This window comes from Telluria sp. AIW5 (assembly GCF_056680575.1).
Map to the genome: position 1 here is coordinate 1,504,540 of NZ_CM155289.1, position 21,322 is coordinate 1,525,861.

Annotated in this window: 15 protein-coding genes; 10 read left to right on the forward strand and 5 right to left on the reverse strand. The window is 63.5% G+C overall.

Annotation, left to right across the window (positions count from 1 at the left end; genetic code table 11):
* Positions 1-7 precede the first annotated feature (7 nt).
* Positions 8-937 (forward strand): cyanophycinase, encoded by a 930-nt coding sequence (locus tag AC1MEM_RS06710; RefSeq protein WP_499476163.1) that lies wholly within the window; start codon positions 8-10, stop codon positions 935-937.
* A gap of 8 nt (positions 938-945) precedes the next feature.
* On the opposite strand, the gene ftrA is transcribed toward AC1MEM_RS06710, so the two are convergent.
* Positions 946-1,908 (reverse strand): transcriptional regulator FtrA, encoded by a 963-nt coding sequence (gene ftrA / locus AC1MEM_RS06715; RefSeq protein WP_499476165.1) that lies wholly within the window; start codon positions 1,906-1,908, stop codon positions 946-948.
* A gap of 93 nt (positions 1,909-2,001) precedes the next feature.
* Between ftrA and AC1MEM_RS06720 the strand changes: the two genes are divergently transcribed.
* From AC1MEM_RS06720 to AC1MEM_RS06750, 7 genes are all read left to right on the forward strand, one after another.
* Entirely contained in the window at positions 2,002-2,496 is a 495-nt protein-coding gene (locus tag AC1MEM_RS06720) for a rhodanese-like domain-containing protein (RefSeq protein WP_499476167.1), read from the forward strand.
* A gap of 211 nt (positions 2,497-2,707) precedes the next feature.
* Complete coding sequence (locus AC1MEM_RS06725) at positions 2,708-5,446, forward strand: type VI secretion system Vgr family protein (protein ID WP_499476169.1); 2,739 nt, start codon at positions 2,708-2,710, stop codon at positions 5,444-5,446.
* A 10-nt stretch (positions 5,447-5,456) separates the two neighbouring features.
* Entirely contained in the window at positions 5,457-7,766 is a 2,310-nt protein-coding gene (locus AC1MEM_RS06730; protein ID WP_499476171.1) for a T6SS effector phospholipase Tle3 domain-containing protein, read from the forward strand.
* Positions 7,763-9,544 carry a type VI lipase adapter Tla3 domain-containing protein gene (locus tag AC1MEM_RS06735; protein ID WP_499476173.1) on the forward strand — a complete coding sequence of 594 codons (1,782 nt, stop codon included), beginning with the start codon at positions 7,763-7,765 and terminating at the stop codon, positions 9,542-9,544. The genes AC1MEM_RS06730 and AC1MEM_RS06735 overlap by 4 nt, the downstream gene beginning before the upstream one ends.
* A gap of 13 nt (positions 9,545-9,557) precedes the next feature.
* Positions 9,558-9,818 carry a PAAR domain-containing protein gene (locus AC1MEM_RS06740; protein ID WP_499476175.1) on the forward strand — a complete coding sequence of 87 codons (261 nt, stop codon included), beginning with the start codon at positions 9,558-9,560 and terminating at the stop codon, positions 9,816-9,818.
* A gap of 76 nt (positions 9,819-9,894) precedes the next feature.
* On the forward strand, positions 9,895-11,298 hold the full coding sequence (locus AC1MEM_RS06745) for an IgA Peptidase M64 (protein WP_499476176.1): 1,404 nt from the start codon (positions 9,895-9,897) through the stop codon (positions 11,296-11,298).
* Positions 11,299-11,445: 147 nt separating this feature from the next.
* Complete coding sequence (locus AC1MEM_RS06750; RefSeq protein ID WP_499476178.1) at positions 11,446-11,976, forward strand: hypothetical protein; 531 nt, start codon at positions 11,446-11,448, stop codon at positions 11,974-11,976.
* A 190-nt stretch (positions 11,977-12,166) separates the two neighbouring features.
* On the opposite strand, the gene parC is transcribed toward AC1MEM_RS06750, so the two are convergent.
* Entirely contained in the window at positions 12,167-14,494 is a 2,328-nt protein-coding gene (parC, locus tag AC1MEM_RS06755; protein ID WP_499476179.1) for a DNA topoisomerase IV subunit A, read from the reverse strand.
* A 143-nt stretch (positions 14,495-14,637) separates the two neighbouring features.
* Entirely contained in the window at positions 14,638-16,635 is a 1,998-nt protein-coding gene (locus AC1MEM_RS06760; protein WP_499476180.1) for a DNA topoisomerase IV subunit B, read from the reverse strand.
* 293 nt (positions 16,636-16,928) lie between these two features.
* Here AC1MEM_RS06760 and AC1MEM_RS06765 point away from each other — a divergent pair, with 293 nt between their 5' ends.
* Positions 16,929-17,753 carry a response regulator gene (locus tag AC1MEM_RS06765; protein ID WP_499476182.1) on the forward strand — a complete coding sequence of 275 codons (825 nt, stop codon included), beginning with the start codon at positions 16,929-16,931 and terminating at the stop codon, positions 17,751-17,753.
* A 52-nt stretch (positions 17,754-17,805) separates the two neighbouring features.
* Positions 17,806-18,792 carry a gamma-glutamyl-gamma-aminobutyrate hydrolase family protein gene (locus AC1MEM_RS06770; RefSeq protein WP_499476184.1) on the forward strand — a complete coding sequence of 329 codons (987 nt, stop codon included), beginning with the start codon at positions 17,806-17,808 and terminating at the stop codon, positions 18,790-18,792.
* A gap of 179 nt (positions 18,793-18,971) precedes the next feature.
* Here AC1MEM_RS06770 and AC1MEM_RS06775 read toward each other — a convergent pair whose 3' ends face one another.
* Both AC1MEM_RS06775 and AC1MEM_RS06780 read right to left on the reverse strand, forming a co-directional pair.
* Positions 18,972-20,108, reverse strand: a complete 1,137-nt coding sequence (locus tag AC1MEM_RS06775) for a YbdK family carboxylate-amine ligase (RefSeq protein WP_499476185.1) — start codon at positions 20,106-20,108, stop codon at positions 18,972-18,974.
* Positions 20,098-21,300, reverse strand: a complete 1,203-nt coding sequence (locus tag AC1MEM_RS06780) for a cation:proton antiporter (RefSeq protein WP_499476187.1) — start codon at positions 21,298-21,300, stop codon at positions 20,098-20,100. The genes AC1MEM_RS06775 and AC1MEM_RS06780 overlap by 11 nt, the downstream gene beginning before the upstream one ends.
* Positions 21,301-21,322 lie beyond the last annotated feature (22 nt).

The window sequence follows — 21,322 nt, forward strand, 5'->3', positions numbered from 1 at the left end:
AGTGGCCGTGCGCCTGACCGGCACCGACTACCAGGCCGCGGCCGACAATCCCGAATTGGCGGCGGCCGTACGATCCGCAGGCGGCGCGTACTTCGCCGGCGGCGACCAGGCCCGCATCACGCGCGCCCTGCGCCGTCCCGACGGTTCCAACACCCTCGTCCTCGACGCCTTGTGGGACCTGTACCGGCGCGGCGGCGTGCTCGCCGGCAGCAGCGCCGGCGCGGCCATCATGAGCAGCACCATGTTCGGCCACCCCAAGCCCGTGCTGGCGACGCTGAAACAGGGCCTGCTCGATGGCCAGGAAATCACGCCCGGCCTCGGTTTCATCGGCGACGACGTCTTCGTCGACCAGCACCTGCTGGTGCGCGGGCGCTTCGCGCGCATGCTGCCGGCGATGCTGAAAAAGGGCTACAAGCTGGGCCTGGGTATCGACGAGAACACGGCGATGGTGGTGGGTCCGAACCGCGATGTCGAAGTGATCGGCTACAAGGGCGCGCTGGTGGTCGACTTATCAAACGCAAGGGCGCGGCAAGGCGACTTCAACGTGAGCAACGTGCGCCTCAGCTACCTTGACAATGGCGACCGCTTCAATATCGCCCACCACAGTTTCACGCCGGCGCCCGACAAGGCCGATGGCCGCCTCGACCCGGCCCGGCCGTATTACCGCGAGCCGCTGTTCTCGGCCGACATCCTCGGCAACAGCACCGTGGTCGACCTGATGGGCAAGCTGATCGACAGCGACCAGCCGGAAGCGATCGGCCTGACCCTCGATAGCGCGAACGCGGTGCAGCCGGACCTCGGCTTCGAATTCAAGTTGACGCGCACGGGGGAGAGCGTCGGCTACATGTCGGCCACGACCGAGGCGTATTCGGTTTATAACGTGCGCCTCGATATCCGGCCGATCGTGGTGAGAAGGCCGCTGTACCAGTACAAGTAGGCGGCGCCTCAGGCCGCACGCGCGAGGGCGCCGCGCTTGCGGTAGCTGCCGGGCGCGGGCAGGCCGTGGACGCGGAAGTGGCGCCGCAGCGATTCCGCCGAGCCCAGTCCCGCCAGGTCCGCCACCGCATCGATGCCGAGCGCGGGGCGCGTTTCCAGCAGCTGCGCCGCGAGGCCGATGCGTTCCCTCACCAGCCAGGCCAGCGGCGCCAGGCCGGTCGACTCCTTGAAGCGGCGCTGGAAGGTGCGCGTTCCCATCCGCGCCCGCGTCGCCATCGACGCCACCGTATGGCCGTCGCGGATGTTTTCGCGCACCCAGTCCATCATCGGCGCGATCGGGTTGGCATCCTCCCGGGGAAGCGGGCGCAGCACCAGTTGCTGCTGGTCGCCGTCGCGGTGCGCCGGGATCACCAGCCGCTGCGCCACCCGGTTGGCGACGTCAAAGCCGAAGTCGCTGCGCACGAGGTGCAGCAGCATGTCCAGGCCCGCCGCCGAGCCGGCCGAGGTGACGACGCCGTCGTCGTCGACATACAGGGCGCCCGGCTCGATGCCGACGAGCGGGAACTGCGCGCCGAGGCGCTCGAGGTAGCGCCAGTGGGTGGTGGCCTTGCGCCCGTCGAGCAGGCCGGCATGGGCCAGCACGAAGGCGCCGGAACAGATCGAACAAATGCGCGCGCCGCGCTCCCGCGCCGCCTGCAAGGCCGCGACCAGCGCCGGCGGCGGCGCTTCAAAGGCATCGCGCCAGCCGGGCACGACGATCGTGTCGGCCATGGCAAGTCCCTCCAGCCCCTGCGGCGCCTGCACGATCAGTCCGCCCATCGCCCGCAAGGGGCCGGGTTCGGCTGCGCAGACGGCATGGGTGTACCAGGCGACGCCCAGTTCCGGACGGTCGAGCGCGAACAGTTCGACGGCGCATCCGAACTCGAAGGTGCACAGTCCATCGTAGGCAAGGATGGCGACGTGGTGGGGCATGGCAGGATGTTACCAATTTCTGTCGTGGAAGGCACTGCCGCCCTTGGCCGGGTCACGGCAGACTGGCTTCTCGTTCAATCAAAGGAGAAACCGATGAGCTCTTCCGTCAGCGCCGTTCCCGCGGCATCCGCCGACCGCGCCGCCTGTCATTTTGCTACCGCCTTCGAATTCGAGACCGATTGCGCCGACGTGTTCGACGCCGTGTCGGGCGGCCGGCAGGATTTCGTATTGTTCGATGCGCGCGGGCCCGAACTGTACGCACAAGGCCATCTGCCCGGCGCCGTGAATATGCCGCATCGAAAAATCGTCGAGGTCAAGATGCGCGAGTATCCGGGCGATACCCTGTTCGTCGTGTATTGCGCCGGGCCGCATTGCAATGGGGCGCACAGGGCTGCTTACCGGCTCGCGAAACTGGGACGGCCGGTCAAGCTGATGGTCGGCGGCGTCACGGGGTGGGTCGATGAAGGTTTTGCGCTGGCGCGCGGCGAGGGCGGCGTGAAGCGGTTGCGATCCGGTCGGCGCGGCCAGGAACGGTTCGTCGACGAGGCATATCGGCAGATGGTGTCGCCGTCTACCACGACGGGATAACAAAGGAGGGGGATCCATTGCCACCGGATTCCTCTCCTGCCCGCCCCCGGGCGTGACGTTGATAAAGATCAATAGTTTCTCCTCAAGTTGCTCCAACATTCCATTGGTTAACGTGCGCCCTTTGTCACCGTGCGCTCTGGTGACGCAGCCGCATCCGGTACGCCGTCGCTTTGCCGATGGCGGTCTCTTACGTCTTCCAATGGGCAAATTCATGCACTTTTCGCAGATTCAGGCATCGCTTCAAGGCTTGACCGACGCACATCGTCCGATTCGCTTGCGTCTCTCGAGTAACCAGGGACCGGTCGATGACCTCTTGCTGGTCAAACAGGTGACGGGCCATGCGTCCATTTGCGGCGGGTTCGAATATCGCCTGTTGTGCGTTGCCGGCCAGTCCGGGTTGCCGCTCAAGGCCTTCAACGCCATGGCGGCTGACCTTCAGCTTGTTACCGATCGTGGAAACCTGCACTCGATTTGCGGGATCGTCGCGCATGCGGCCGAAGGCGAAAGCGACGGTGGTTTGGCGACCTATCAGTTAGTCATCCGCGACGCGCTCACCCTCATGGAAGCGCGCACCAATACGCGCGTTTCCCGGCAAGCCAGCGAGATCGACATCACGAACATCCTCCTTCGCGAGTGGTTGCAGAACAATCCGGTTCTGGCAGGCGCGTTCGATTTCAAGTTGCTGACGGCGACATCGTATCCCCCGCGCGAATTCACGATGCAGTACAACGAGTCGGACGCCGCATTCCTGCGCCGCCTGTGGAAGCGCCGTGGGCTTGCCTGGTTCTTCGAGGCAGCCGAGACAACGCGTCGCGACGCTGTACGGAGTCACCGGCTCGTCTTGTTCGACAGCCCGCAAGTGCTGGCGCAAAACGCCGCCGGCGCGGTGCGCTATCACCGCGACGACGGCACCGAGGTCCGCGACAGCATCACTGCGTGGCACGCGCAACGATCGTTGACGGCTGGCCGCGTCACTCGCCATAGCTGGGATTACGAGCAGTCATCGTCATCCGACCCCACGGAGCCTGGCCACCACGACCAGGGTGCGTATGGAAACGGTTTCGCTGCGAGCCTCGACGAATACCTGGTCGACTCGCCGCATGCGGGCGACAATGCCGCGGACTATCGCAAGCTGACGACACTGCGCATGCAGCACCGCGAATACGAAGCCAAGTATTTCGAGGGGGAGAGCGGGGTGCGCGACCTGTGTGTCGGCCAGTGGATCGCCGTGGCAGGCCACGCTGAAATCGATCGCCATGTACGGGAGGAGCGCGAATTCGTCGTCACCGAATTACGCATCGACGCGGAAAACAACCTGCCCAAATCGCTGAACGACCGGATCACGCGCCTGTTCACGCTGAACAAATGGCGCCAGCTTGACGAAGGCCTCGACCGGGCCAGCGCGGAACGGGGTGCGCGCTATTCCAACCGGTTCAGCTGCGTGCGCCGTGGCATTCCAATCGTGCCCGCGTTCGATCCCCGTGTCGATCTGCCGCATACCCAGATGCAGAGCGTGATCGTCGTCACCCCGGGCAACGAGGAGGTCCATTGCGACCAGCATGGCCGGGTCAAGGTGCGATTTCCAGCCTGTCGCCCCGCCGATCACGCCCACGCCCAGGGAGCCGGGGCGTCGGACAGCGACACCGATTCGGCCTGGGTCCGGGTCGCCAGTTCCTGGGCCGGCGAGTATTACGGCGCGATCTCGCTGCCGCGCTCCGGCGACGAATGCCTTGTCACATTCCTCGGCGGGGACCCGGACAAGCCGATCATCACGGGCCGCGTCCACGGCGGCCGGACGCCGCCGCCAAATTTCACCCATGCCGGCAGCCTGCCGGGCAACCGTTTCCTGTCGGGGATCAAGAGTCGCGAAGTCGGCGGGCAGCGCTACAACCAGCTGCGCATGGACGATACACCCGGCCAGATCAGCGCCCAACTGGGGAGCGAGCACGGCCACAGCCAGCTCAATCTCGGTCATTTGCGCCACCCTCGGCGCGACGGGGAGGGGGCGCCGCGTGGCGAAGGCGCGGAATTGCGCAGCGACGAACACGTCGCCGTGCGCGCTGCCAAGGGCATGCTGCTCACGGCCTGGAAACGCCTGAATGCGGTCGACAACCAGCTGGCCCGCACCGAGTTCCTGTCGCTCATGGAGCAGTGCCTGGAACAATGCCAGACCTTGGGCAATTATGCGGCGGACCACCAGGCCCTGCCCCTCGATACAGCCCCGCTCGGTGAGCTCAAGTCGCAATTGAGCCAGTGGGAGAACGGCAGCAATACAGCGCCCGAAGGCCAAGGCGGCGCGGCGATGATCGCAGTGACCGCACCCGAGGGCATCAGTTTCGCCACGCCGAGGGCGCTCGTCAGCTTTGCCGGCACCAATCTCGATACCGTCGCGCAGCAGCACATTCAGCTCACTGCGGGACAACGTTTCAACCTGAATGCAGGGCAAGGCGTATCGCTGTTTTCGCACCATGGCGGCATCAAGGCCATTGCCCATCACGGCAAGTTCCTGCTGCAGAGCCAGCACGACGACACCGAAGTCAACTCCGCCAAAAACGTCAAGGTCACCGCCACCGACGGCAAGGTTGTCCTGATGGCGAAAGAGATCCACATCATTGCCGAGGATGGGTCGTTCATCAAGGTCGGCGGCGGCATTTCGCTGGGTACGAAAGGCGACATCAAGCACCAGGGCGCGAATTTCCCCTTCGATGGCCCGGCGACGATGGCGGCTGAACTGCCGACCTTCGGCAGCGGCACGCCGGACCAGAAATTCATGCTCAAGTATGGCGCGCACGGCGACGATGCCGTGCCCGCCGCGAACCGCCGCTTCGAGATCGCGATGACCGATGGCAGCACGCTGAAAGGCACCAGCGATGCTTCCGGCTACACCGAATTACTTGAACGCGACGCAATGCATATCGCACAAATCCGCATTCTCACCGACGAACAGTAAGGAGATCTGCATGCTGTATCCGCGAGAACCGTATTGCATTGGGCAGGACGCCAGCGTGCTGCAGTGCGACCGTAAAACCGACAAGAAGGTCGATATCAAACCGGACTTGCCCTGCAACGTCATCGTCATCCACGGTGTGAACGATGTCGGCACCAGTTTTGGCGCGGTCGAGGAAGGCTTGTGTGGCGGCCTCGACCTGCGCCTGCACGGCAAGCCCGGACGCTTCGTGCCCGGCAGCTACCGGATGCCTTCCGCGCAAGACAAGGAGGTGCTGGAGGCGGACCCGGATGCGGTCTACTTCAAGCGCAAGATCGAGAGCGCCACGCATAGCCCTGTCATTCCGTTCTATTGGGGATACCGCGAGGTTTTCAATCAGGCCGGCACGAAAAACGGGCAGCGCACCGACCGGTTCGGTAACCGCCTGGACAAGGATTTGTCGAAGGGCGGCGGCCCATTCGCCAACGCAACCAGCACCTTGCCGGATATGTGGAACCGGGGGATTTGTTCGCCCATGGACGTAGGAGGCGACCCGGTTCGCCCGGTGCTCAGCGCACCGGGGCGCATGTACATGGTGCTGGCCGCAAAGCGGCTGGCTGCCCTGGTCGCGATGATTCGCGATTATGACGCCAACGAAGCCGTGAATATCGTCGCGCACAGCCAGAGCTGCTTGATCAGCCTGCTGGCCCAGGCCTTCCTGCTCCACGAGGGCAAGCAGCCGGCCGATACGCTGGTCCTCACCCATCCGCCATACAGCCTGGAAGAGGAGGCGGGTTTCCTGGTTGGCGTCTCGGAACGTTTCAAGAGCGGTACCGATGCCGCAATGGACGGGCACTACAGCGTACTGGCCTCACGCCAGACCTTCGACGCGCGACTGCGCACGCTGGTCAATATCGTGCAGGGCGTCGCCGCAAAAAAACACGCGGCGCCGGCATTCACGGCGCTGACCGACCACGGAAAGCACCACGGGATGGTAGGGGCGAAATGGAGTGCCGGTAGCGACCGCGACAATCGGGGCAAGGTCTACCTGTATTTCTGCCCGGAAGACATGACAGTGGCGCTGGACAATATGAAGGGAATCGGGTGGCAAGGTGTGCCGGATTTCATGAGCGGGACAGGGCTTTCGAAAAACGATCCCGGAAAGAAGCGTAGTGTTTGGGACAGTGCGCCCACGCAGTTCAAGACCGAACGCCAGGACCGCAAGCCCCTGGTGGAATTGGGACCTCATTTTTACCAGCGGGTATTCACCAGCAAGCAGCGCTATGACCTGGCGAAGAAAGGCGTCGGGCCGGTGCTGGTCGGACAGGCGCCGCATGATTTTGCATTACGGATCGAGGGCGAGGACGATCATGCGCACGTCGCGGATGCCAACCGAACTTTGCGTGCAAGTCACGAAGAGGTCGCCTGGCCACCCAAGCCGGGCATGCTGGATTTCATGAAATCCGACGCGACGAAGCGCGATGGAATTCGCACGATTAACGGCGAAGCCTTGCGCTCGCCGGTGCCGGCGGATTTGCGCGGAGCCGGCCAGGTCGATCCAAAGAGCATCCCGAAAGATTCGAGGCAAGCGAAGCTGGCAGCGAAGGACCAGGGCCCTTGTGAAGAGGTTGACCCGATCGACGCCGCAATTGCCATTACCAGCGGTAACGGGCTCAACACCATGTACGAGGAATGTCCAGATCCGACCGGAAAAACACGTTATCCGGAAGAGTTCGAGGTGTTACCGCAGGCCGATTGCAGGCAGATCGAGGCCCGCTACAACGCGGACCACAAACTCGACCAGCATGGTCCGGACGGCCGCCGGAAGGTATTGGGGGCTACCCGGCTTTCCAACGGCAAGGTCATGGCGCACATCCAGGAAAGTCCGAACGAAGCACGCAAGCGCTGGCAGCACGAGGTCAGCCCGAAATCCTTCCACGGTTCCATTTTCGGCAGCGCCGGGAATCATCGCAATGTGACCGCGTACGACCTCGCTATTGGTGGAGGGCTGGCGTCGAGCGATCCGAAGTTTTATGCGTATTTGTGTGCGGTGGCGGATTGGCGGTTGCAGATGAAGGCAAATTTGAAACGACCATCTATCCTTCAATGGAAGAATTTTACCGACGAATTCGGTATCTACTGGAGCGTTGAGAAGCCTGAGCGTAAGGAGTTAATTGAAGGTAATGCAACGTACTACAGCGACGGCAAAATACCGGAATCCGTACCACCATTGCATACAGGGTTGCCGAGTCCGGTCGTATGCGAGACGGTGGCAGGGGACAGGATAACCGCTTCTCCAGCGGTACCGATTAATTCAGACAGCGCAAAGAAGGGTTCACGATGAGCAACGTGATTGCGAAGAAGTCACCAGGCCCAAAGAAATATTTAATAAATGCGTTTCTTGTACTTGTCATTCTGGTCCCGGTATGGACAGTGTTCGTGATGACTGTCATCGAACCAGAAAGCCTAACCATTCAGGAGCAGACGATGAGCAATCGAATTTTGTGGTGGGTGATAGGGCCGGTAATCCTTGTTGCAATGTTGTTCGGCACACAATGGGTAAAAGCCTCGAAGAGCGAACAGAAGGCGCAACAGAGGGGCGCGCTTCAGGTTCAGCCGGGAACCTTGAGCGGTCAGCAGAAACGTGAGTATGTACTTGAGGTAATCGGACTGGGCGTCACGCTGGACAAATATCGTCAAGGGAAGCTGTGGGAGGCACTACAAGCCGGTAATCCTCATACGACTATCCGCGAACAGGACCCCAAAAAATACGATTGGACTGCGCTCGACAAGATCGGTACCGGTGGAGGGCGCGGTGGCGATTCGCTAGAGAACGGCGCGCAATTTACTCCAATGTACTTTGGGGTACCGGTCTTCAACGCCGAACCGCCTAACCTTGACCCAGAATGGAGCGATAAACCCGAAATGCCTTTGTCTGGGCTTGCCGGAGGCGCAGTGGCGTCAGGCATGGCGTGGCACCTTTTTGTCGTCGGTCCTCGCAGGTTTGAAGAGCAACCAGACCGTATCATCGAGGATGTGTTTGCCTTTTTCGATGCGAATCCTGATGTCCCATATGTTGTTTTGAACTCGGAAGATAGCATGGGAACGCGTCATTCGAACCGTCTTCCCGGCACCCCCCAATTACTGAAAGACGGCTACTACATCACTGAAATGCCAGACGCGTCCGCACTCCTGGTGCTCGCACGACGCGAGCGGGTCGACCCAGTGCGGCCTTTCGTGTGGGATGACCCCGACAACGAATTCGTGCAAAAGGAATTTCGTTGGATGTACGGGAATCTGATGACGGCAGTACCCAATTGGCAGCGCAAGCAAGCTCTGCAAACGCCCACGCAGGTCGGCGCCGACATGACACGTCAGGAGATCCACGGAGACGGCTCACGCCAACCCCTCGTCAGCGAATGGCTCGAAGCCACCGCCGCCTTCGCCCAGCGCCCCGACGTACGTGGCACTGGCGTTACAGGTTTGCTGGGCAAGGCCAATCCCTTTGCCCATCATCCACCATCGGAATGGAAACCCACTCCCTGGTTCCCGATCCCCTGGAACCGCGAGCAGCTCGCCACTTTCGACCGCTTGCCCACACTCGGCCATATCCACCGTCCGACCTTTGTCCGCTTCACCGACAAACAGGGCAAGCGCATCACGCGGCGCGACGAGCGCCAAAAACTGCTGCAGGCGGGCTGGCAGGCCGCACTCGACACCTTGCCGGAAGCCCAGCGCCACAGCGCTCCAGTCCGCGTCATTGCCGCCACCGGCGGCAACACCGAGCACTTGATCGCCCTGCACGGCACACTGGATGCCTACACGGCGGCGGGAGGCCCCGAAATCGACAGCGGCAAGTCGAGCCAGTTCATCGACACCGACAAGCGTCTCGGCAATACCGGCGCGGCGACCCTGTTCGTGCAGATGGGGATCGGTGTCATGGGCAGCTACCGCGACGGCGGCGTCAGCGCGGCGGTCAATCTGCGCAGTCCCGACGAAGCCTCCATCGTCCTCATCAGCCCACCCTCGGAGGAACAACGCAAGACGCAAAAGCATCCGATGGGGGGAGACGTATTCGCGCACCGCGGCATACCAGCGGTTGATCTCGGCAATTACCAATAAGCGTGGAGGCACCATGCCGAAAATTATCCGTCTGAACGACGCCACCAGCCATGGCGGAAAAGTCGTCAGCGTTGCCGCGACCCACTTCACGGTGCGTGGCATCGCCGTCGCCTGTGTCGGCGATAAAACGATATGCCCGAAACATGGACCGGGAACGATCGTGCAAGGGCAAGCTCGCCATACGATCGGCGGCGTGGCAGTGGCCTACGAGGGCCACAAGACGAGCTGCGGCGCAACATTGCTCCCCGCCGACCCGCACATGACGTGCACTTAGCGAGGAGACACCAAGCTCGTACGGGTTTGGTGCAGGATTACAATGCATGCCTATTCCACTTCAACAGGAAAACTGCATGCTCCGCCTTCTTGCCGCCGTCCTGACGCTCGCAACGAGTGCCGCCTTTGCCCAGCAACCCGCCACCATCCGCGTCGACTACACCCACAGCGGCAACGCTTTATCCGACAGCTACGCGCTGGAACAGGTGCTGATCGAGCCGCTGCCCTGGCCCGGCGACACGACGAGAAACCTGGACAACACGAACCGGGGCCAGAACCGGGTCGAGGTGGCGGATGCGAAGACGGGAGACCTGCTGTATTCGCGCGACTTTTCAACGATCTTCGGCGAATGGCGCACGACGGAAGAGGCGAATAAAATCAGCCGCGGCTTCAGCGAATCGGTGCGCTTTCCGAAGCCCGATCGCCCGGTGCGCGTGCGCATCCTCAAGCGCGACGAGCGCAACCAGTTCTCGGTCGCCTGGAGCGTCGAGATCGATACCGATGCGCCGGACGTGATCAGGAAGCAGCCGGCTGCACCGGCCGCGCCAATCCCGATTCGCGTCAGCGGCCCGTCACCGCAGAAAGTCGACTTGCTGGTGCTGGGCGACGGCTACACGGCGGCCGACATGAAGAAGTTCGAGGCGGACGCGCGCCGCCTGGCCGCGCACCTGTTCACGGTGTCTCCGTTCAAGGAGCGCGCCAACGATTTCAATGTCTGGGCGCTGGCCGTGCCAACCCTCGAATCGGGCGTCTCGCGTCCTTCGACCGGCGTGCACCACGCCTCGAAACTGGGCGCGCGCTACGATATCTTCGGCAGCGAACGTTATGTGCTGACGCTGGACAACCGCGCCCTGCGCGAGATCGCCCAGTACGCGCCCTACGAATTCATCGAGATCCTGGTGAACAACGAGACCTATGGCGGTGGCGGCATCTTCGGGCAGTTCAGCACGGCGGCGGCCAGCAACGCGTGGGCCGATTACCTCTTCGTGCACGAGTTCGGCCACCATTTCGCGGGCCTGGCCGACGAGTACTACACCTCGCCGGTGGCGTATGCGGCCAGCAGCACGCGGATGGAACCGTGGGAGCCGAATGCGACGGCATTGCGCGACCCGGCGAAACTGAAATGGGCGAAGCATGTGAAGGCGGGCACGCCGCTGCCGACGCCATGGCCGAAGGCCGAGTACGAAGAATACTCGCGCGCCTACCAGAAGCGGCGCGCCGCGCTGCGCGCCGAAAACCGGCCGGAGAGCGAGATGAACGCGCTGTTCAAGGAGGATCTGGCGCGCACGACAGCCCTGTTTGCGAAGCAGCCGCACCGGCATGACATCGGCGCGTTCGAGGGCGCCAACTACGAGGCGAAGGGGTATTACAGGCCGGCGATGCAGTGCATCATGTTCGACCGCAGCGAGGCCTTCTGCCCGGTGTGCCAGGACGGCATCACGGACATCATCGACCTGTATGCGGGGGCCGCGCCGCGCTGACAATGGGCTTGAGGCTGCTCAGCAGTATTTGGTGCGGTGGCGAACAGACCCGGCTATGAGGTGGGCATATTCTGGATTCGTAGTTGATAAAAAGTTAAAGAAGCGGGAGAGAACCCGCAACCCACCATAGCACCGAAAGGACACACCATGAACAAACTGCTCGCCACCCTGATCGCCGGTCTCGTCGCCACCAGCGCCTATGCGCAGACCGCCACCACGACCACCACGACCACCACCACGCCGGTGACGGCCACCGCTACCACGGCCGACACCAAGGCCGTCGTGAAGGCCGAGGCCAATGCCGAGAAAGACGTCGCCAAGGCCGAAGAGAAGGAAATGAAGGTCGTCGCCAAGGCCGACAAGAAAGCCTCCAAGGCCGTCGCCGATGCGCAGGAAAAGAAAGCCAAGGCGCACGCCAAGGCCGTGAAGGCGCACGCGAAGGCCGCCGAGAAGATCAGCAAGGCCGATTCGGAAGACCGCGCCAAGGCAGTCGCCAAGGCCGAAGAGAATGTCTCGGAAGCGAATTTGAAGGCCGAGAAGACGATGATCAAGGCCGATGAGAAGGCATTGAAGGTGCAGGTCGACGCCGCCGCCGACAAGGCACAGGCATCGGCCAAGACCGAGCAGGTGCGTGCCGAGGCGATGGCCGACGTGCACAAGGCAGCGGCCAAGAAGTAATTGAATTGGTTGTGAATGAAAAATGCCGGCGCGAGCCGGCATTTTTTTTCGTGGTCGTTTTCGTGCGGGCGGGTGTGCATCGGCACGTACGCGTGGGCATGCCCACCCTACGCGACACCGCCGCTGCGGATTTCATCACGCGGCGCGTGTGCACCGTAGGGTGGGCATGCCCACGCGTTTCGAGGGACAATCACTCGCCGGTCGAACGCATCGCCAAGTCCGTCGCCTTCAACTTCTGCGACAGCGGCTTGCCCTTCCTCGCCCGCTTGCCGAAGTGGGGCTCCAGGCTTGAGGCGAACAGCTCCACCGTGCGCGGCTTCGAGCCGGCCCAGGTGCCGATCACGTTCACGCCCTTCTGGCTGATCGGTTGCGCAGCCAGCAGCTGCTCTTTCGGATCGAGCTCCATCAGCGTCACGCCGCGTCCGCCATTGGTCAGCACTTTCATTTCGTCGATGCCGAACACCAGCACGCGGCCGTTGCCGGACAGGCAGGCGATCGCGCCGGCGGAATCAGGCACCACGCGCGGCGGCAGCGGTACGGCGCCATCGTCGAGCGTGATGAAGGACTTGCCGCCCTTCAGGCGGCTGACCATGTCGCCCGCTTTCGAGATGAAGCCGAAGCCGTTCGAGGTCGAGAGCAGCAATCGCGTGTCGGCGGTCCCGGCAAAGTAATGCAGGATGCGCACGCCGCCCGACAAATCGACCAGGGTCGTGATCGGCACGCCATCGCCGCGCGCTCCGGGCAGGGCGGCGACCGGTACCGAATAGGTCTTGCCGTTGTCGCCGATGCCGACCAGCGAGTCGACCGTGCGGCACTCGAAAGCGCCATACAGCGAGTCGCCCGCTTTAAAGGTGAACTGGGCCGGATCGTGGCCGATGCCGGTGCGCGCGCGCACCCAGCCTTTCTCCGAGATGATCACGGTGACCGGTTCGTCGATGATCTTCTGCTCCGCAACGGCCTTCTGCGCTTCTTCGATCAGGGTACGCCGTGGGTCGCCGAACTGCTTGGCGTCCGCTTCGATCTCGCGGATGATCGTGCGCTTCATGGTCGATGGATTGGCCAGGATGTCTTCCAGCTTTTCCTTCTCGCCACGCAGCTGGGCCAGCTCCTGCTCGATCTTGATCGCCTCCAGGCGCGCCAGCTGGCGCAGGCGGATCTCGAGGATGTCCTCGGCCTGGCGGTCCGACAGCCGGAACTCGTCCATCAGCGCCGCCTTCGGCTCGTCCGCATTGCGGATGATGGCGATCACCTTGTCGATGTTCAGCAGGACGATCTCGCGGCCTTCCAGGATGTGGATGCGGTCGTTGACCTTGCCCAGCTTGTGCTCGGTACGGCGCCTGACGGTCGTGAATCGATAATCGATCCATTCCTGCAGGATCTCGTTCAGGCCCTTCTGGCGCGGACGGCCGTCGCCGCCGATCATCACCAGGTTCATCGGCGTCGAGGATTCGAGCGAGGTATGCGCCAGCAGCAGCAGCATGAATTCGTTCTGGTCCTGGTTCTTCGATTTCGGCTCGAACACCAGGCGCACCGCCGCCTCGCGGCCGGACTCGTCGCGCATCGTGTCGAGCGAGTTCAGGATGGTCTGCTTGAGGGCGATCTGTTCGGGCGTCAGCGTTTTCTTGCCCAGCTTGACCTTCGGGTTGGTGATCTCTTCGATCTCCTGCTGGACCCGGGCGGCCGAGGTGCCCGGCGGCAGTTCGGTGACCACCGCCTGCCACTGGCCGCGCGCCAGTTCTTCGATCTTCCAGCGCGCGCGCACCTTCAGCGAGCCGCGGCCGCTGGCGTACATGTCGGCGATCTGCGAGGCCGGGGTGATGATCTGGCCACCGCCCGGGAAGTCCGGGCCCGGCATCAGCGTAATCAGTTCCGCGTTCGAGATTTTCGGGTTGCGGATCATGGCGACCGCGGCGTCGGCCACTTCGCGCAGGTTGTGCGACGGGATCTCCGTCGCCATGCCCACCGCAATGCCGGAAGCGCCATTCAGCAGCACCATCGGCAGGCGCGCCGGCAGCGTGCGCGGCTCGTTGGTCGAACCGTCGTAGTTCGGCTGGAAGTCGACCGTGCCCATGTCGATTTCGTCCATCAACAGGCGCGCGATCGGGGTCAGGCGTGCTTCCGTGTAGCGCATCGCCGCGGCGCCGTCGCCGTCGCGCGAGCCGAAGTTGCCCTGGCCGTCGATCAGCGGGTAGCGCAGCGAAAAGTCCTGGGCCATGCGGACGAGGGCGTCGTAGACCGACTGGTCGCCATGCGGGTGGAGTTTACCGAGCACGTCGCCGACCACGGCCGCGGATTTACGCGGTTTCGCCGTCGGGCCGAGGCCGAGTTCGTTCATCGCGTACAGGATGCGGCGCTGCACGGGCTTCTGGCCGTCGGCGACGTCGGGCAGGGCGCGGCCTTTCACGACCGAGACCGCGTAGTCGAGATACGCACGCTCGGCGAAGGTCGACAGGGTCAGCGTTTCGAGGTCGTCGGCCGGCGCGGCGGCTTGTTCGAAGAGGTTTGCTTGGGTAGTCATATTCAGTTTTCGATTCTTTTGGCGCTGTACCGCGTGGAGTCAGGACTCCACCCTACGTACAGAGATAATCGTAGGGTGGAGTCCCGACTCCACGCGTTTTACGTGCGTATGAACTCCGCAAATTCTCGCGGAGCCCGGGCACATCAAATATCCGCTTCCGTCTCGTTCCCGTGTTCCTCGATCCACGCGCGGCGGGCGGCGGCTTCGCCTTTGCCCATCAACATGTTGAAACGCGCGCTCGATTCGCCGTGGTCGAAGCCGCCCAGGGCCACCGGCAGCAGGCGTCGGGTGTCCGGGTTCATGGTCGTTTCCCACAACTGCTCGGCGTTCATCTCGCCGAGACCCTTGAAGCGCGAGATGTTCCAGCTGCCTTCCTTGAGGCCATCCTTTTTCAGCTTGTCCTCGATCGCCAGCAGTTCGCCGTCATCCAGGGCGTACAGCTTCTGCAGCGGCTTCTTGCCGCGCGGCGGGACGTCGACACGATACAGCGGCGGACGCGCCACGCAGATGTGGCCGTGGTGGAACAGGGCAGGGAAGTGCTTGAAGAACAGCGTCAGCAGCAGCACCTGGATGTGCGAGCCGTCCACGTCCGCATCGGACAGGATGCAGATCTTGCCGTAGCGCAGACCCGACAAATCGGGCGAATCGCCCTGCGAGTGCGGATCGACACCGATCGCCACCGAAATGTCGTGGATCTCGTTGTTCGCGAACAGGCGGTCGCGGTCGGTTTCCCAGGTATTCAACACCTTGCCGCGCAGCGGCAGGATCGCCTGGTATTCCTTGTCGCGGCCCATTTTTGCGGAACCGCCGGCCGAATCGCCCTCGACCAGGAACAGTTCGTTGCGCGTCAGGTCGGTCGATTCGCAATCGGTCAGCTTGCCGGGCAACACGGCCACGCCCGAGGATTTCTTCTTCTCGACTTTTTGCAGCGAACGCATGCGCGACTGCGCCTGCTTGATGACGAGGTCGGCCAGTTTCTTGCCGTATTCGACGTGCTGGTTCAGCCACAACTCCAGCGGCGGTTTCGTGAACGTCGACACCAGTTTCACGGCGTCGCGCGAGTTCAGGCGTTCCTTGGTCTGGCCCTGGAATTGCGGGTCCAGCACTTTTGCCGACAACACGAAGGAGACGCGTGCGAACACGTCTTCCGGCAACAACTTGACGCCTTTCGGCAGCAGGCCGTGCAGTTCAACAAAACCTTTCACGGCGCCAAATAAACCGTCGCGCAGGCCGGACTCGTGCGAGCCGCCGGAGGGCGTCGGGATCAGGTTGACGTAGGATTCGCGCACCAGACCGCCTTCCTCGTTCCAGGCCACGACCCAGGCCGCGCCTTCGCCTTCGGCAAAACTTTCGTCGCCGGCGGCGGCAAATCCTTCGCCTTCGAACAGCGGGATCACGGTCTGGCCGCTCGAGCTCTGCGCCATCGCTTCGGTGAGGTAGCCACGCAGGCCTTCGTCGTAGCGCCAGGTCTGGACGTCGCCGGTTTTGGCGTTGGTCAGCGTGACGGTGACGCCCGGCAGCAACACGGCCTTCGAGCGCAGGAGGCGCACGAGGTCGGTCATCGGGATGTTCGGCGAATCGAAATATTTGCCGTCCGGCCAGGCGGTGACGCGGGTGCCGTTCTTCTTGCCGCCGCGCTCGAAGGGCGCGGAGGTGAGGGGTTCGATCACGTCGCCGTCGGCGAAGACCAGGTTGTGGACGCCATTGCCATCGTCCGTCTTGCGCCAGACGGTGATTTCCAGGCGCTTCGAGAGCGCATTGGTGACCGAGACGCCGACGCCGTGCAGGCCGCCGGAGAAGGCGTAGGCGCCGCCCGAACCCTTGTCGAACTTGCCGCCGGCGTGCAGGCGCGTGAACACGATTTCGACCGTGGACACGCCTTCTTCCGGGTGGATGCCGACCGGGATGCCGCGGCCGTCGTCCTCGACGGTGACGGAACCGTCGACATTCAGCGTCACGCCGATGTTGTTGCAGTAGCCGCCCAGTGCCTCGTCCGAGGCGTTGTCGATGACTTCCTGGATGATGTGCAGCGGGTTTTCGGTCCGGGTGTACATGCCCGGACGCTGCTTCACGGGCTCGAGTCCCTTGAGGACGCGGATGGATGATTCGCTGTAATCGGGTGCGGGTTTTTTGGTTGCCATACTGATCAGTGTTTTTCGAAAGCCTGCGTATTCTACTTGCCAGCGCTATCTTGTCGGAAGGAAAAAGCAGGAAGGGCGTAACGGATTGTTCTTGTCAACGTTTTGAAACGTGACTAGATTGGTACGCAAGCTTGCTACGCCAGGCGGCCCCGAGAAACCGATGAGCGGAAGGCGTTGATTGAGATAGATACTGTACATGCATACAGTAATTATCGCAAGACTTGCCATCTTACCGCAGTCTGCGGCGCAACAGGGTCGGGGCCGTCCACGAAGCACGCAAGGAATGGATCATCATGCATGCCCAAAAAACACCGACCGCCGTACGCCTGCTCGGATTTGCCCCAGACGTCGCCGCGCACCTGGTCACGCTGCTCGCCGGAGCGCCGCGCTCGGGACCGTTGTACGCATGCCTGCATGAGGACAGCCTGCAGGAACCCGACATCGTCCTTGTCGACGGCACCAACGCCGGGGCGCTGGCCTGGTTCGAGGGCATGCGCTGCGCGCCGCCCGCGCTGGTGATCGGTGGCCAGGGCCACGCCGGTGTGGACCACCTGCCCCATCCCGTCGAAGCCGAGCAAGTGTACGCCTGCATGGGGAAATTGCTGGCCGAACGGCGGCGCGCGCTGGCGCTGCTGAGCGCCCGCGGCGAGCCGCTGCTGGCCGAACGGCGTCGCCGTCCGCGTCTCGGGCCGGACGCCGGCTGCGCGGACGGACGCCGCCCGCCGCGCGACGGCAAAGTGCTGATCGTCGACAAGGGCGGCGCCTTCCGCGACCATCTGGCCGGCCTGGTGGGCAATGGCCGGCTGTCGATTGCCTGGACCGACAGCGCGTCGATGGCGGTGCGCCTGTGCGACGAGACGCCGGTCTCGGTGGCGATGATCAACACCGCCGCTCCCGGCATCGATCCTTACGGTTTGAGCCGCGCGATCAAGGCCCAGGGAGGGGCGGGGCGCACGGCCGTGGTGCTGCTGGTCGGTAAAACCTTCAGTTATGACAGCACGCTCGCGCACGGAGCAGGCGTGCGTGGGCTGCTCGACAAGCCGGTGGGGGACCGCAGCCTGGTGGCGATGTTGCAGAGGTTGACCTCACTTCCCGGGTTGCCCGGTTCAGCCATGTGACTTTGTTACAACTCCGAATCGTGCGCGGCAATGGCAGGGCTATATTGGGCCCATGGCAGACGAACAAGCAAAGCCACGCGACGAGCCGTCCGGCGCGCCGCTGGACAACCGGCTTGACCCTCCGCAGCGCGTTCCCGACCGCCGCGCGGCGAACGGCGCGCCGCGCTACCAGCGTCCGGACGACACGCCGTTCGCGCTGGCCGGCCGCGTCCTGCGCGCGCGCTGGCGCGCGCTGCGCGACCGCTTCAGCCGCGACTTCATGCGCCGTACCCTGCGCATCGGCGTCTCGGCGCGCATCTTCCATCCCGAACCGGGTGCCACCGGCCTGCGCAGCAAGAATTTGCAGTACCTGGAAGAGTCGATCGCCCAGTGGGTGATGTCGCGCGACGTACTGGTGTTCATGATTCCGACGGTCAACACCAACGGCCTGCTCCATCCCAGCAACATCACCCTGCGCCATTACGCGCGCCACCTCGATGGCCTGGTGCTGCAGGGCGGGGCGGATGTGTCTCCGCAGACCTATTCCGAGTCGCCCACGCGCCCCGAATGGAGCGGCGACCGTGCGCGCGATTTGTATGAACTCGAACTGTTGCATGAATTCGTCGAAGCCGGCAAACCGGTGCTGGGCGTCTGCCGCGGCTGCCAGCTGATCAATGTGGCTTTCGGCGGGACCCTGTACCAGGACGTGGCGACGAATGTACCCGCTGCGCTGGCGCACGTGCACACCGACTACGACGCGCGCCGCCACGCGATCGAATTCCCGCCGGGCTCGTCGCTCGGGCGCATGTTTCCGAATGCGGGGCGTCCGATCGTCAATTCGATCCACCACCAGGCCGTCAAGGAACCCGGGCGCGATATCCGGATCGAGGCGATGTCGTATCCGGACGGGATCGTCGAGGCGATCCGCTACGAGAAGGCCGATTTCGTGATGGGGCTGCAGTGGCATCCGGAGTTTCACCGGGCGGGCGGGACGGATTTGCTCGATTGCACGCCGGTGCTGGATGAATTTTTACGGGCGGCAAGGGAGACGCGCTTGTAGGTGGTGGTTCGGTCGTTGCGTAAGCTTGCATCGTCGCCGCTGCTCGCATGGTGAAAACGCGTGGGCATGCCCACCCTACGGTGCACGGCGGTCCCAGGTGTTATTACGCGGCCGTTGCGTAACGTAGGGTGGGCATGCCCACGCGTATCGCACGGTCGATCAATCGAAAACACGGAAAGCTACCTCCGCCGAAACCTTCTCTCCCCGCGAAACCAGTTGATCGCCGCATGCACCATCCCCTCGACGCTCCCTTGCTGCTCATACTGCTGGCGCAGCAGCAACGCATCGTTGCCATGCACAGCCGCGGCCGCCAGGTGGTGCAAGCCCTCGATGCTCCCGAGCTTCTCCGCATACGGCGCCATCTTCGCCAGCGTCGCCAGGATATCCTCGCGCAGCGACATCGTCTGGTAGGTCTTCGGATGTGTGATCGCCCCCTCCAGCCCGAAGCGGCAGGCCTGGAAGCGGTTGTAGTTATAGACGAGGTAATCGTCCTCGACCGGCGGTGCCTCGTGCCGCTCCAGCAGATAGCTGCACAGCGCCTGCAAATACGCCGCCAGCGCCGCCGCCCGCTCAACGGTCAGCGGTGTATCGCACACGCGCAGCTCGATCGTGCCGTACTCGGGCTTGGGCCGCATGTCCCAGTAAAAATCCTTCATGCTCTTGATGATGCCGGTACGCTCCATCTTCGCGTAATAGGCGAACTCGAACTCGCTCCATTCCAGCATGAAGGGCGCGCGCCCGCTCATCGGAAAGGCGAACACGGAATTCAGGCGCGCCGAACCGAAATGGCTGTCGTGACCCTGCACGAAGGGAGACGAACTCGACAGGGCAATGAAGTGCGGGATGTAGCGGTTCAACGAATGCAGCAGGAACATGGCGTCGTCGCCATTGCCGCAACCGATGTGCACGTGCTGGCCAAACACGGTGAATTGCTTGGCCAGGTAGCCGTACAGCGACGATAAATGCTCGAAGCGGGCCTTCGGGAAAATCTTCTGCTCCGACCAGTGCTGGAAAGGATGGGTGCCGCCGCCGGCAATCCCGATATTCAGGATGTCGCCGGCCGCGACCAGGGTGTCGCGGATCTCCTGCAATTGCGCCAGCATCGCAGGATAGTTTGACTGCACGCTCGAATTAATCTCGATCATGCTCTCGGTGATTTCCGGCGTCACGTTGCCCGGAAAGGGTTTGCGGGCCAGCAGGTGCAGCAGGTCGGGGCTGGCTGCCGTCAGGTCGAAGTCGGACAGGCTGACCAGCTGCAATTCGAGTTCGACACCGAAGGTCAGCGGCGTCGACTGGGTAAACGGTTCAAGCGGCATGCCGGGCCTCCGGCTGGGGCGTCGGCACCTCGCGTGCCCAGATGAGGGCGCGCTGGATGATGATCGGGCCGAACACTTCCAGCAGCATCGTCACCGCCGCCACCGAACGCAGTTCCTCGACCACATGCACGCCCGCCAGGCGCGCGTGTTCCAGCAGCATGATCACGAACACCGACAGCGGGGCGAGGGCCACGCCCGCCAGCATCCCCTTGCGCCAGGATATGCCCGACAAATGGGCAAAGGCCATCACGCCGACGGTCTTGGTGAGCAGGCGCGCCAGCACGATCACCACCGCGAGCAGGCTGCCGGCGGCGACCTTCTGCCAGTCGAGCGTCGAGGCGGCGAACACGAACAGCAATACGGTCAGCAATTCTCCCAGCGCCCCGAAGCCGCGCTGGGCCTGGCTGTAGGCGACGCGCCGATGGCGTGCGGCCAGCCCGAAGGCCAGCGTGGAGACCACCGGCGACAACCCGCCCGCATACGACAGGGCGACGAGCAAAATCACGGCCAGCGCAAAGGCGACGGTCGCATCCTGTCTCGGGTTGCCAATTGCGCGCAGCAGCGCCGGCACCGCAAGGCCGAACACGGCGCCGGTGAGGATCGACACGGCCAGCAACACCAAACTGTTCCAGATGGCGTCGCCCAGGTCTTCGAAGGTACGGAAGAGCCAGAAACCGACGACGACATTGAACGCGAACACGGCCAGCACGCAGTTTTGCGCGGTCAGGTGCAGCACCCGTTCCGTCACCTGGCCCGAACTGCGCTGCTCGTTGATCACGCGCACCACGGTGGCGGGGGAGGTCGCCATCGACAGCGAGGCCAGCATCAGCGCGGTCAGTTGCGGCGTGCCGAAGGCGGCGGCGATCAGGTAGACGGCGATGAAGGTGGCCAGCGACTCAACCAGGCCGCTGATGCCGATCCAGGGATTCGCGTGCAGCCAGCGCAGGTTGATGCGGTAGCCGAGCTCGAACAGGATCAGGCCGAAGGCGACATCGGCCAGCATCGATACCGCGCCGATGTCGGGCAGCGGCAGGATGCCGAGCTGCGGGCTGCCCAGCGCGAAGCCGGCCAGGCCGTAAAAACTGATGCGCGGCAAGCCCGTCCAGCGCTGCCCGAATTCCCCGGCGATCCACGCGATGGCGATCGCGATGGGCCACGCGAGGCTGGTCAGGATCGGCAACAGGTCGGGCATGCTGGCTCCTCGGGGAAACACA